Raw genomic sequence first — 12518 nt, forward strand, 5'->3', positions numbered from 1 at the left:
CTGCTATTCTTTCGGTCTGCGGTCAATCACGCGCCTTGCCTTGCCAAGCGAGCGCTCGATGCCTTCCGGATCCAGGACATTGACCTGGGCGGTGATGCCAATAGTCTCCTTGATGGCCTGACTCAAGCGCTCTGCTGCGGCTTTCCGGGTTTCCGGATAGTCGGCCTCGGGCCTGATCTCGGCCTTGATCTCCATCTGATCCATCCGCCCCTCGCGGGTCAGGACGATCTGGTAATGGCCGGAGAGCGACGGAATGGTCAGAAGCTTCTCCTCGATCTGGCTGGGGAAAACGTTCACGCCCCGGATGATCATCATGTCGTCCGTGCGGCCTGTGACCTTCTCCATGCGTCGCATGGTCCGCGCGGTTCCGGGCATGAGGCGCGTGAGGTCGCGGGTGCGGTAGCGGATGACCGGCATCGCCTCCTTGGTGAGCGAGGTGAAGACGAGCTCGCCTTCCTGTCCATCGGGCAGAACCTCACCTGTGTGCGGATCGATCACCTCGGGATAGAAATGGTCTTCCCAGATGTGCAGTCCGTCCTTGGTCTCGATGCATTCGCAGGCGACGCCCGGCCCCATGACCTCGGAGAGACCGTAGATATCCACCGCATGGATGTTGAATGCCTCCTCGATCTCCGCCCGCATGGCGTTCGTCCAGGGCTCCGCTCCGAAGATGCCGATCTTCAGGGAGGACTTGCGGGGATCGAGTCCCTGTTTGCGGAACTCGTCGAGGATCGCCAGCATGTAGGACGGGGTGACCATGATCACGTCCGGCTGGAAGTCGTTGATGAGCTGAACCTGTCTCTCGGTCATGCCGCCCGACATGGGGATCACCATGCAGCCGAGGCGCTCGGCTCCGTAATGCGCTCCCAAGCCGCCGGTGAAGAGCCCGTAGCCATAGGCCACATGCACCTTCATGCCCGGACGCGCGCCGCTCGCCCGGATCGATCGGGCCACCACGTCGGCCCAGGTATCGATATCGCGCTTGGTGTAGCCGACGACGGTGGGCTTTCCCGTGGTGCCGGACGAGCCGTGCACGCGGGCGACCTGATCTTGAGGGACGGCGAACATGCCGAAGGGATAGTTGTCCCGCAGGTCGGCTTTGGTGGTGAAGGGAAATCTTGCGAGATCACTCAGATCCCTGAAGTCATCCGGGTGGACGCCCGCTGCATCGAACTTGGCTTTGTAGTGCGGCACGTTTTCATAGGCGTGGCGCAGGGACCAGGCGAGGCGCTCGCGCTGCAGGGCGGCAAGCTCATCCCGAGTGGCCAGTTCGACGCGATCCAGATGGGCCGGCTGAGGTTTGAGTTCGGAAAGCTTGCGAAGCGGGATCTGGTCCAAGGAAACCTCCCATCCTGTCATTCTTGTTGGGCGCCGCTTTCGGGAGCGGATGAGAGCAGCGTGCCGGCAATGGTCCGCGAGTGCCCTCGGAACTCGGCGACGACGTCACCCCGGCCATCGCGTACGGTGACGTCGTAGATGCCGGAGCGGCCTGAGCGGTTGCGCTCGACCGCGTGGGCCGTCAGCGTATCGCCCCTGCGTCCCGGCCGCAGGAACGTCACGGCACAATGCTGAGCGACTGTGCGCTGGTTGTAGGTGTTGCATGCGAAAGCAAAAGCCGAGTCGGCCAGCGTGAAGATGAAACCGCCGTGGCAGATGCCATGGCCGTTGGTCATCTCGAGCCGGATCGTCATGGAAAGGACGGCCTCCCCGGGTGAGACGCGTTCGACCACCATGCCGAGGCCCTGGCTCGCCTGATCCTCGGCCCACATGGCCTGGGCGCAAGCCTGCGCGATGTCGTGCGCGGCGATTGCGGAGGAGGGCGCGTCCATCAGGCTCTCCCGGTGAACTTCGGTTGCCGCTTCTCGAAGAAGGCCGTCACGCCCTCCATGTAGTCCGGCATGCGGCCCGCCTGGCCCTGCAGATCGCGTTCAAGGTCGAGCTGCCGGTCGAGATCGTTCGTTTCCGAGGCGTCGAGCGCCTGCTTGATCAGCGCCAGTCCTGCCGTGGGCTGCATTGCGAAGTGAGCGGCAAGGCGATTGGCCTCATTCATCAGGCTTGCGTCATCGACAGCCTTCCAGATCATGCCCCAGGCCTCTGCCTGCTCCGCCGTAACAGGCTCCGCCAGGAGCGCGAGGGCCCGGGCGCGGGCCGGGCCGACGAGGCGCGGCAGGAACCAGGTACCGCCGGAATCGGGAACGAGGCCGAGCTTCGCGAAGGCCTGGATGAACTTGGCCGAGCGCGCCCCTAGAACGATGTCGCAGGCCAGCGCGATGTTGGCGCCGGCACCAGCTGCCACGCCGTTGACGGCGCAGATGACCGGCATCTGCAGGGCGCGGAGCTTGCGGACGAGAGGATTGTAGAGACGCTCCAGGGTGGAGGAGAGATCCGGCACCTGTCCGGGGCTGAAGACGCGATCCGAGAGATCCTGGCCCGCACAGAACCCGCGGCCGGCGCCGGTCAATATGATCGCCCTGCATCCATCGTCAGCCTCGGCTTCGAGGAGCGCGGACAGCAGTTCCGCATGCATGGCTTCGTTGAAGGAGTTCAGGCGATCGGGTCGGTTGAGGGTAATCACGCGGTATCCCTCCCGCCGCTCCGTAAGGATGAGATCAGTCTCCACCATGGCCCTCCCGAACTATCGCTGATGGCAAGCGGCCTCTCTGCGTCTTGTGTAGTATTGACCAACCGTTCGGTCAATTATATTGATTGAAGAAACAGCGTCAATGAGCCAACACTCGGCCCTTGAGGGAGCAGAACGGGATGGCATGTTTCGACGACGAACAGGATGCGTTCGCCACGCGCTGCAGCTTGAATGCCGATGTTCATGCACGCTCAGCAATTCGCTGCTGCCAGCGAAATCCACGCACTTCATTTTCGCGATGATCCGCAGGCTCGTGGCAACCTCAATCCTTGCACAACTATAAGAAAAGACACCAACAAAGAACCAGGAGGAAACATATGAAATCGACAACAACGCTTAAGACCCTGTTAGTCGCCAGTGTCATGGGCTTCGGACTGTCTCAAGGCGTCTTGGCACAGGATACCGTCAAGATCGGCTCGGTTCTGTCGGTGACTGGCCCGTCCTCATTCCTTGGCGAGCCTGAGGACAAGACGCTCAGGATCTATGTCGACAAGATCAATGCGGCCGGCGGCGTCGCCGGCAAGAAGATCGAGCTGGTGATCTATGACGACGGCGGCGATGCCAACAAGGCACGCACCTTCGCGACACGCCTCATCGAGGATGACGAAGTGATCGCCATGGTCGGCGGCACGACGACCGGCAGCACCATGGCGATGATTCCGGCTTTCGAGGACGCCAAGGTTCCATTCATTTCGCTCGCAGGCGCCATCGAGGTGGTCGACCCTGTGCGCAAGTTCGTCTTCAAAACTCCGCACACCGACAAGATGGCTTGCGAAAAGATCTTTGAGGATCTCAAAAAACGCAACCTCACGAAGATCGGTCTGATTTCGGGGACCGACGGTTTCGGGGCCTCCATGCGGGCGCAATGCGTGAAGGTTGCGCCCACTTACGGCATGCAGATCGTCGCCGATGAAAATTACGGCCCACGTGACAGCGACATGACCGCTCAGCTCACCAAGATCAAGAATACGGCTGGCGTGCAGGCCGTGGTGAATCCAGGCTTCGGCCAGGGTCCCGCCATCGTGACCCGCAACTATGCCCAGCTCGGCATGAGCAGCATACCGTTCTACCAGAGCCATGGCGTCGCCTCCAAGAGCTTCATCGATCTCGCGGGCGCTGCAGCGGAGGGCGTGCGCCTTCCGGCTGCAGCCCTGCTCGTCGGCGACAAGCTGCCGGAGAGCGACCCGCAGAAGAAGGTGGTGACGGAGTACAAGCAGGCCTACGAGAGCGCCACGAAGCAGCCCGTCTCGACCTTCGGCGGGCATGCCTATGACGGGCTTTTCATCCTGGTCGAGGCCATGAAGCGCGCCAACTCCACGGATTCCGGTAAGATCCGTGACGAGATCGAGAAAACAAAGGGCTTCGTCGGAACGGGCGGCATCGTGAACATGTCGGCCACAGACCATCTTGGCCTTGATCTCTCGGCTTTCCGCATGCTCGAGATCAAGGGTGGCGACTGGAACCTGGTGGCATCAGGCAGCTGATCCGCGCCCGTAGGGACCGAACGGGAGGCGGATCATCGGCCTCCCGTTCGTCAATCTGACGAACGCGGGACAGCATCATGGCCGAGTTCCTTCAGTTTCTCATTTCCGGTCTGACGGTGGGCGCGGTCTATGCGCTCGTCGCGCTGGGCTTCACGCTGATCTACAATGCATCCGGCGTGGTGAACTTCGCCCAGGGTGAGTTCGTCATGCTGGGCGGGATGGTGACGGTGTTCGCATCGGCCGCCGGCGTGCCGCTGCCGCTGGCTGCTGTCATTGCCGTGATGGTTGCTGTGGGGATCGGACTTCTCCTCCATCGCCTCGCCATCGAGCCTGCCCGCGGCGCATCGGCCGTGACCCTCATCATCATCACGATCGGCGCATCGATCCTGCTCCGTGGCATTGCCGCGATCGTCTTCGATAAGCAGTTCCACAAGCTTCCCGGCTTCACGGGCGAGACGCCCATCGATATTCTCGGCGCGGCCGTCCAGCCGCAGAGCTTCTGGGTTCTCGGCGGAACCGCAATCGTTGTGGTGACCCTTTACGTTTTTCTCGAGCACACCCTTCTCGGCAAGGCCGTTCTGGCGACTGCTGCGAACCGGTTGGCAGCACGGCTGGTCGGCATCAACACGACCACCATCATGGCCCTGGCCTTTGGAGGTTCCGCCGCCATCGGAGCGATCGCCGGTATTCTCGTAACGCCGATCACCCTGACGAACTACGATGTCGGGACGCTGCTGGCCCTGAAGGGCTTTGCCGCTGCCATGCTGGGGGGCATGGGCAATCCACTCGGTGCTGTCGTCGGCGGACTTCTGCTTGGCCTGCTGGAGGCCTTTGGGGCAGGTTACTTAAGTTCCACCTATAAGGACGCCTTCGCTTTTCTGGTCATCCTTATCGTCCTGTTCGCAGCCCCGCAGGGGTTATTCGGACGCCGAGCCGTCGAGAGGGTGTGAGGATGGGTGCACTTCTGAACCAGCGCTTTGTGACACTCGCCGTGCTGGCGGTCTTCATCGCAGTGCTCCCGCTCGTCTTTCCTTCAAGCTATTACTTCCGCGTGGCGTCGCTCGTGTGGGTGTCCGCGCTGGCCGCCATCGGCCTCAATATCCTCATGGGGCAGGCGGGGCAGGTCAGTCTCGGTCACGCGGCGTTCTTCGGGATCGGAGCCTATTCGGTCGCCATCGGCCCGGCCCATCTCGGCATCCCGCCCTGGGCGGCGCTCCTCATTGGCGCCGTTCTCTCCGCTGTGCTCGCCTATCTGGTCGGTCGCCCGATCCTGCGGCTGAAGGGGCATTATCTGGCGATTGCAACTCTTGGCCTTGGCGTGCTCATCGCGCTTGTGATCTCGACAGAAAGCCGCTGGACCGGTGGACCGGACGGCATGCCGGTCGAGCGGCTGACGCTGTTCGGCTGGCGCATCAGCGGATCGTATACATGGTACTGGGTGACGGGTGCCCTTCTGCTCGTCGGAACCTGGATCGCGCTCAACCTTGACGAGACCCCGACGGGACGGGCTTTCCGTGCGCTGCATGACAGCGAAGTGGCTGCGCAGGTGGTGGGTGTCGACGTTGCCCGTTTCAAGCTGCAGGCCTTCGTGATCGCCGCCGTTTATGCCTCGATCGCAGGTTCGGCGCTGGCCTTCATGAACGGCTTCATCAACCCGGATCAGGCAGGATTCCTGCACTCCGTTGAACTCGTCACCATCGTGGTCCTTGGAGGGCTGGGATCCGTCGTTGGCAGCATCGTCGGCGCGGCGGTGCTGGTCACGCTGCCGCAGGCGCTGACGATCTTCCATGAGTACGAGCATCTTCTGCTCGGGCTCATCATCATCGTATCCATGATTTTCATGCGCAACGGCATCGTGCCGAGCCTCTCTGGCCTGTTCCTTCGGAGGGCACGGTCATGATGATCCTCAAGGCAACGGATATCGGCATCTCCTTCGGCGGCGTGAAGGCCGTCGACGGAGTGAGCTTTTCGGTGAGCCCCGGCCAAATCCTCTCGATCATCGGGCCGAACGGCGCCGGCAAGACAACGCTCTTCAACATCGTGTCCGGCATCTATGCGGCGAGCCGCGGCACGATCCACTTGGCCGAGGAGGACGTAACCGGTCTTCCGCCCCACAAGCTGGCGGCTCGGGGGCTATCCCGCACGTTCCAGAACCTGCAAATCTTCCAGCGCTTGACCGCCTGCGAGAACGTGATGGTCGGGCGACACCTCAGGGAGAAATGCAGTCTCCTGCCGGCGCTGTTCAGAGCTCCGTCCGTGACTCGCCAGAACCGGGAGACACGGGCCGCGGCCCTCGATCTTCTCGCCTATGTGGGCTTGAAGGATGTTGCGAACGTGCCGGCCGGCTCGCTCCCCTACGGCGCCTGCAAGCGCCTTGAGATCGCGCGGGCCCTCGCCGCCGAGCCGCGCGTGCTGCTCCTCGATGAGCCAGCGGCCGGCTGCAATGCGGTCGAGACCGAGGAGATCGATCACCTGATCCGGCAGGTTGCCGACAGGGGTGTGGCTGTCGTGCTCGTGGAGCATGACATGAAGCTCGTCATGAAGATCTCCGACAGGATCCTGGTTCTGGAGCGAGGCAGGCCACTGGCCGAAGGAACGCCGCGGGAGGTGCGCGATGATCCCAGGGTCCTTGAGGCTTATCTGGGACAGCACGGCGCCCGGGAGGCTGCCCGTGCTTGAAGTGGAGAACCTGCGCAGCGCTTACGGCCGGATCGAAGTCCTGAAGGGTGTCAGCCTCGAGGTGCGCACCGGAGAGGTCGTGGCGCTCATCGGGGCAAATGGGGCAGGAAAGACGACGCTTCTGCGCGCTCTTTCCGGCGTTCAGCCCATGACCGGCGGTGAGATCCGATTCAAAGGGCAGCGGATCGACCGCCTGCCATCTCACCAGCGGGTGGAACTCGGCATTACCCAGTCACCCGAGGGCCGACAGGTGTTCGGGCCTCTCACCGTCGAGGACAACCTGAGACTCGGGGCCTACAGGCGGCGTGACATAGAGATCGAGCAGGATAGAGACCGGGTTTATGCGATGTTCCCGATCCTGGCCGAGAAGCGTCATCTCCTGGCCGGCGGCTTGTCGGGCGGTCAGCAGCAGATGCTGGCGATCGGCCGAGCGCTGATGGGGCGCCCCAAGCTCCTGCTGCTCGATGAACCTTCCCTTGGATTGTCGCCGCTCCTGGTTGACCAGATTCTGGATGCCATCGTGTCCCTGAGAAAGGATGGGATCACGGTGCTTCTCGTGGAGCAGAACGCCAGCGCGGCTTTAGGCATCGCGGATCGCGGTTATGTGCTTGAAACCGGCAAGGTCGCCTATACCGGAACAGGTTCTTCCCTGCTCGCCGATCCTCAAGTGAAGGCGGCCTATCTCGGCATCGAGTAATCCGCCGACATGATCACCCTGATGTGGCGTCCACCGCTTCCATGCTCTGCTTCGCGAGGGCGATGGCTTCCAGGAGCACCGCGTGCTCACCGATATGGTTGGCAAGGATCAGCACGAGGCGGCTGTTGAGCGCCGCACTGTCCTCCTCCGACAAGCCACGATGCGCCTTGATCAGCGCGCGGTAGGTGCGATCCGGGTCTGTCAATCGGTTCTCAGTCACGAGCGCGCTCATGCATGGCCTCCCTCGGATCCGCGCAGGCGTCGCGAGGCGCTTTCGATCTGAGTGGCCGTTCCCCGGCGCCAGCGAGCTGCAAGGTGCTGGTCGGGCCGCACGAGATAGGTGCTTCCAGGGCTCGCGTCGAAACGGTGTGCGAAGATCCCTTGCTCGTCGATGAGATCCTCCCCGAGAACGAGAACGCGATAGCCTTTTGGTGGCTGAACTCCGTTCGCGACATGCAGGATTGTCTCCTCGCCGCCAAGCGCTTCCAGCAGCCAGATTGGCTGTCCGCTGCGGTCGCGCATGGGAGCGTCGGGAATAGGCGCTCCGAGACGCGCGGAGCCGGACCATGGGTCTACATCTGGCGTCGATAATGGGGTATCGTAGGTGGATGGCATCGACAGTCTTCCTGAATTCACCATCCGCTTGGCAAAGGAGGCATGCCGGGCGAGGGACAGGGCAGCATTGCGAAAGCGAAGCTCCTGCGCCGAGCGTGGTGCGATGAAGTCGGTCGAGCGGGTCGAGTGTCCGATATTCTCATCCGCAGCAGCGGACCGTTCGAGATCATACGACCCGATCAGGCTCTCGGGCGCCTCTCCATTGAGGATGTAAGCAAGCTTCCACGCCAGATTGTCTGCATCCTGAATGCCGGAGTTTGCGCCTCGTGCGCCAAAGGGCGAGACTTGGTGGGCTGCGTCTCCGACGAAAACCACGCGGCCATGCACGAAGCGCTCCAGCCGGCGGCACTGGAAGGTGTAGACCGAGACCCATTCCAGTGAGAAATCGCCGTGGCCCAGCATCTGCCGGAGCCGCGGGATCACACGCTCGGGTGCCTGTTCGGCTTTCACGTCCGCATCGCGCCCAAGCTGCAGGTCGATGCGCCAGACGTCGTCCGGCTGTTTGTGCAGAAGAGCGGAGTAACCCTCATGGAAGGGCGGGTCAAACCAGAACCAGCGCTCGGGCGGAAAATCGCCCTTCATCTTCACGTCGGCGATGAGAAAGCGATCCTCGAAGACTTCGCCCTGAAACGCGAGCCCCAGCAATCCACGTAAGGCGGAGCGCGCGCCGTCGGCGGCCACAACCCACTCGGCGTCGAGATCGTAGGGGCCTTCAGGCGTCTCGACTGTGAGCGTGGCGCCACCGTTGCGGCGCTTCAGCCCAACCACCTTGTTGCGCCAGCGGAGCCCGAGATTCGGGAGCGCAGCAGCGCGCTCCACGAGCGCGCGTTCCAAGTAGTATTGCTGGAGGTTGATGAAAGCCGGCATCTTGTGCCCATCCTCGGGCAGAAGATCGAAGGCATAGAGAAGTTCGTCGCTCTGGAAGACCTTGCCGATCTTCCAGGTTACTCCTTTCTCGAGACAAGGATCTGCAACGCCAAGACGATCCAGGATCTCGAGAGTGCGCTTGGCATAGCAGATGCCTCGCGAGCCCTCGCCGATCCTGTCCGCATCGTCGAGAAGCACCACGGGGATGCCACGCTGCGCGAGGTCGATGGCCGTGCAGAGGCCGACGGGTCCGGCACCCACGATCACCACCGGATGCCGTGCAGGGGAGGGGCGGTCCTGATCAGGGCAGCGGCGGTAGCCATATTGATAGAGGATCCTGCGGGTGTTCGTGGCGCTTCCCATGTCTCCACCTCACATCGAGCGTCAGCTCTGAAGAGCCGCCCACATCTCGCGATCCCGCTCGGCGGTCCAGATCACGGGATGGTCGATGCCTGAGGCTTCGTCAAAAGCACGCGAGACGTTGAAGGGGAGGCAGTGCTCATAGATGGCGAAGTTCCCGAACTTCGGGTCCATGACCTCGCGGGTGGCTGCAAAGGTCTCCTTCAGCGAGCGTCCACACGCCGCCGACAGTTCAGCTGCGCCGTAGAGAGTGGTGACGAAGTCGCGAGTCATGGCCGCTGCCTCGCGCACCTGCTGGCTGCCCCGCAGGGCATCGCCACGTCCGGGCGCAATGGCCTGCGGCTGGAAGTCCAAGATGGCGTCGAGCGTCAGCGGCCATTCACGCAAATAAGCATCGCCGCAATAGCAGGCCGAGTGATACTCCACGAGGTCGCCGGTGAACATCACCTCCGCATCCGGCACCCAGGCCACGATGTCGCCTGCCGTGTGGCCGGCACCGAGATGGAACAGCTTCACCTCACGCCTGCCGAGAAAAACCGACATGCCGCTCTCGAAGGTGAGGGTGGGCCAGGTGAGGCCCTCCGGAATGCTGCTCTCGCCCTTGAACAGGCGCGGGAAGCGGCCGATCTCCGAGGCCTTGTCCTGCTCGCCGCGCTCGACGATCAGATCATAGGTGGCGTTCGAGGCGATGATGCCTTGCGCGTTGTAGGCGGAGGCGCCGAGCACGCGTACGGCGTGATAGTGGGAGAGCACCACGTATTTGATCGGCTTGTCGGTCACGGCCCGCACACGGGCGATCACGTCCTCGGCCATCATCGGAGTAGCCTGCGCGTCAATGACCATGCAGCCGTCATCGCCGACGATGATGCCGGAATTGGGGTCGCCCTGCGCTGTATAGGCATAGAGATCCGGCCCGATTTCAGTGAAGGATACTGTCTTGTCGGACAGGTCTCCCGTCGAGGCGAAAGCCTTCTCGCTCATGTGCATCTCCCGCTTGCCACAGTCCTTCTTCCGTCGCGAGCGAGACGGTCAAATGACTAAAGGCGCTGTTTGGGAGCAGGTTAAACCCGATCCTGAGACCGTCAAGTTCACAGGTTTCAGGACAAGAGGAATCATTAGCGTAGATTGAAGCGCAGCGGTACAGAGACGGTGAATTGCTGCTGGGGGAGAGCTGCCGGTGCCGGAGGAAGTAAAGACCCCGGACTTGCCGCCGCGCGCGCAGCTTGGTCGAGAGCCGGGTGTCCGGCGCTTTGCACCACGCTGGAGCTGACGATACGTCCTGATCGATCCATGGTGAAGCGCAGAGTCGCAACGCCACCGACACCTTGGCTGCGTGCCACATCCGGATAGCGCAGACGGTTACGCAAAGCTGCAGCGAGACTTGCCACATAGCGGTTGAGCACGCTCGGATCAGCCGATGCCGCGGCTCCTCTCGTGTTCTCACGCGAGCCCGAAGCCTGTCCTGCGTGCGCTTCGGATGGCGTCTGCGGCTGCTGGATGGAGATCCGGTGTGGAGGAGACTTCCGCTCCACGGGTTTAGGTGGTGGCGACTTCTTCTCGGGCTTCGGCTTGGGTTTGGAGGGTGGCGGTTCCTCAAGAGGTTTTGCGATCACCGTCTCAGGTGAGGGGAGAGCCACGACAGGCTCCGTTGCCATCTCCGCTTCGACAGGAGGTACTTCCGTGGTTTCTTGCGGTTCAGGGCGTTCGGCTGCCTCCTCAGGCTGCTCTGCCGTCACGTCTTCCGGCGGAAGGGGCTCAACGGTCTCCGGTTCCAGCGGCACTGGTTCCAGTTCAATCGGGGGGGCTGCCATCGCGAACATCTCCGCAGGCACGACGGACACCGTTTCCTCCATGGCGGGAGCGAGATCAATGGTGATCTCCTGCTCGCCAGGGGCGCTATCCGTCTTGCTGGATCGCCAGAGCGTCAGGGTTCCCAGGACGGCTCCATGCAGGGCCAGCGCCGTAAGGAAGGCAATTCCAAGCCGGCCCGGCTCCTGCGTCGAACGTATGGTTTGAGAGGACATTTTGCTTGGTTCAGATCTTACCGGACCGGCGTCTCGCTCGGAGCCTGAGCGATGAGGGAGACCTTGCTGAAGCCGGCCTCACTGAGCTGTCCCATGATCTCAACAATGCGGCCGTAAGGAACGGCTCTGTCGCCGCGAACCAGCACGACCTGGGACGGGTCAGCGCTCGCAAGCGCCTTGAGCCGAGGCATCATGACGTCGGGAGCCAGCGCCTCTTTGTCGAGGAAGGGCTGGCCCTGCGCATCAATGCTGATCACGACGGGCTGCTTTGGCTGCGACACCTTTGCTGCCGCCGTCTTCGGCAGATTCACAGGCACGCCAACCGTCATGAGGGGTGCTGCCACCATGAAGATGATGAGCAGCACGAGCATCACGTCGACGAGCGGCGTGACATTGATCTCGGACAGGAGAGCAACACCAAATTCGTCGTCCGGTTCACCCGAGCGGAGCGGCCCCATTCCCATTATCCAGCGGCCTCAGAGCGCAGATGAGGCTTGTGATCGACCGCTAACCGGTCGCCGAGCATCGTGATGCCTGCTGTAAAGGATTGCTGCAGGCGCCCGAGATCGATCGTGAGCTTGTTGTAGGCGATCACGGCGGGAATGGCGGTGACGAGGCCGATAGCTGTTGCAAACAGAGCTTCGGCAATACCGGGAGCAACAACCGAGAGGCTGGTGTCCTGGCTTGCAGCGATGGCGGAGAACGAGTTCATGATGCCCCAGACCGTGCCTAACAACCCAATGAAGGGGGCTGCCGAGCCTGTGGTGGCCAGGAACGGCAGCCCCACTTGGAGCTGACGCAGGTCGGAAGATAGTGCTGCGCGCATGGCCCGCTCGATCCGCTCCCGACGTTCTGCTCGGCTCTCGGATGGATCCCGATCTCGCCACGCATCTTGACCGGCAGTGATGATCCGCCCCGTGGTTCCGGAAAATTGCGGACGCAGTCTTTCACCTGAGCGGGCAAACATCTCGAAGGTAAGCGCCTGACGGCGGATTCTCCTGAAACGCAGAAGCTTCTCGACCACGATCGTCCAGCACCCAAGCGATGCCATTGCGAGCAGGATCATGACGCCTTTGACGATCGGGTCAGCCTGCAAGAACAGTGAGAGGAAAGACAGATCGTGCGCAGATGTGGGGATAATGCCATCCATC

Annotated in this window: 14 protein-coding genes; 5 read left to right on the plus strand and 9 right to left on the minus strand. The window is 62.4% G+C overall.

Annotated features, from left to right (window positions below):
• Window positions 1-3: 3 nt before the first annotated feature.
• From paaK to paaG, 3 genes are read right to left on the minus strand one after another with little or no spacing between them, the layout of a single operon-like run.
• Window positions 4-1338: a phenylacetate--CoA ligase PaaK gene (paaK, locus tag AC0QTX_RS02965; protein WP_474602333.1), complete on the minus strand. Its 1335-nt coding sequence runs from the start codon at window positions 1336-1338 to the stop codon at window positions 4-6.
• A 17-nt stretch (window positions 1339-1355) separates the two neighbouring features.
• The gene (gene paaI, locus AC0QTX_RS02970) at window positions 1356-1829 is read right to left on the minus strand and encodes a hydroxyphenylacetyl-CoA thioesterase PaaI (RefSeq protein WP_474602334.1); all 474 of its coding nucleotides are present in this window, start codon (window positions 1827-1829) and stop codon (window positions 1356-1358) included.
• Window positions 1829-2620 (minus strand): 2-(1,2-epoxy-1,2-dihydrophenyl)acetyl-CoA isomerase PaaG, encoded by a 792-nt coding sequence (gene paaG, locus AC0QTX_RS02975; RefSeq protein WP_474602401.1) that lies wholly within the window; start codon window positions 2618-2620, stop codon window positions 1829-1831. The genes paaI and paaG overlap by 1 nt, the downstream gene beginning before the upstream one ends.
• 338 nt (window positions 2621-2958) lie before the next feature.
• Here paaG and AC0QTX_RS02980 point away from each other — a divergent pair, with 338 nt between their 5' ends.
• The 5 genes from AC0QTX_RS02980 (at window position 2959) to AC0QTX_RS03000 (ending at window position 7501) form a co-directional block, all read left to right on the plus strand.
• Window positions 2959-4125, plus strand: a complete 1167-nt coding sequence (locus AC0QTX_RS02980; protein WP_474602335.1) for an ABC transporter substrate-binding protein — start codon at window positions 2959-2961, stop codon at window positions 4123-4125.
• Between the two features lie 77 nt (window positions 4126-4202).
• Window positions 4203-5075: a branched-chain amino acid ABC transporter permease gene (locus AC0QTX_RS02985; RefSeq protein ID WP_474602336.1), complete on the plus strand. Its 873-nt coding sequence runs from the start codon at window positions 4203-4205 to the stop codon at window positions 5073-5075.
• Window positions 5076-5077: 2 nt separating this feature from the next.
• The gene (locus AC0QTX_RS02990; RefSeq protein WP_474602337.1) at window positions 5078-6025 is read left to right on the plus strand and encodes a branched-chain amino acid ABC transporter permease; all 948 of its coding nucleotides are present in this window, start codon (window positions 5078-5080) and stop codon (window positions 6023-6025) included.
• The gene (locus AC0QTX_RS02995; protein ID WP_474602338.1) at window positions 6022-6804 is read left to right on the plus strand and encodes an ABC transporter ATP-binding protein; all 783 of its coding nucleotides are present in this window, start codon (window positions 6022-6024) and stop codon (window positions 6802-6804) included. Before AC0QTX_RS02990 ends, AC0QTX_RS02995 begins: the two co-directional genes overlap by 4 nt.
• A complete protein-coding gene (locus tag AC0QTX_RS03000; RefSeq protein WP_474602339.1) occupies window positions 6797-7501 on the plus strand; it encodes an ABC transporter ATP-binding protein in 705 nt (234 codons plus the stop codon). Before AC0QTX_RS02995 ends, AC0QTX_RS03000 begins: the two co-directional genes overlap by 8 nt.
• Window positions 7502-7514: 13 nt before the next feature.
• Here the strand turns inward: AC0QTX_RS03000 and AC0QTX_RS03005 are convergent, their stop codons facing one another.
• The 6 genes from AC0QTX_RS03005 to AC0QTX_RS03030 form a co-directional block, all read right to left on the minus strand.
• Window positions 7515-7733, minus strand: a complete 219-nt coding sequence (locus AC0QTX_RS03005) for a DUF2783 domain-containing protein (RefSeq protein ID WP_474602340.1) — start codon at window positions 7731-7733, stop codon at window positions 7515-7517.
• Window positions 7730-9346 carry an FAD-dependent oxidoreductase gene (locus AC0QTX_RS03010; RefSeq protein WP_474602341.1) on the minus strand — a complete coding sequence of 539 codons (1617 nt, stop codon included), beginning with the start codon at window positions 9344-9346 and terminating at the stop codon, window positions 7730-7732. The genes AC0QTX_RS03005 and AC0QTX_RS03010 overlap by 4 nt, the downstream gene beginning before the upstream one ends.
• Before the next feature lie 21 nt (window positions 9347-9367).
• Entirely contained in the window at window positions 9368-10324 is a 957-nt protein-coding gene (locus AC0QTX_RS03015; RefSeq protein ID WP_474602342.1) for an MBL fold metallo-hydrolase, read from the minus strand.
• A 134-nt stretch (window positions 10325-10458) separates the two neighbouring features.
• Window positions 10459-11367: a TonB family protein gene (locus AC0QTX_RS03020; protein WP_474602343.1), complete on the minus strand. Its 909-nt coding sequence runs from the start codon at window positions 11365-11367 to the stop codon at window positions 10459-10461.
• 17 nt (window positions 11368-11384) lie between these two features.
• A complete protein-coding gene (tolR, locus tag AC0QTX_RS03025; RefSeq protein WP_474602344.1) occupies window positions 11385-11831 on the minus strand; it encodes a protein TolR in 447 nt (148 codons plus the stop codon).
• Window positions 11831-12517: a MotA/TolQ/ExbB proton channel family protein gene (locus tag AC0QTX_RS03030; RefSeq protein WP_474602402.1), complete on the minus strand. Its 687-nt coding sequence runs from the start codon at window positions 12515-12517 to the stop codon at window positions 11831-11833. The genes tolR and AC0QTX_RS03030 overlap by 1 nt, the downstream gene beginning before the upstream one ends.
• Window position 12518: the final 1 nt, after the last annotated feature.

The organism is Microvirga sp. jy35 (genome assembly GCF_056148915.1).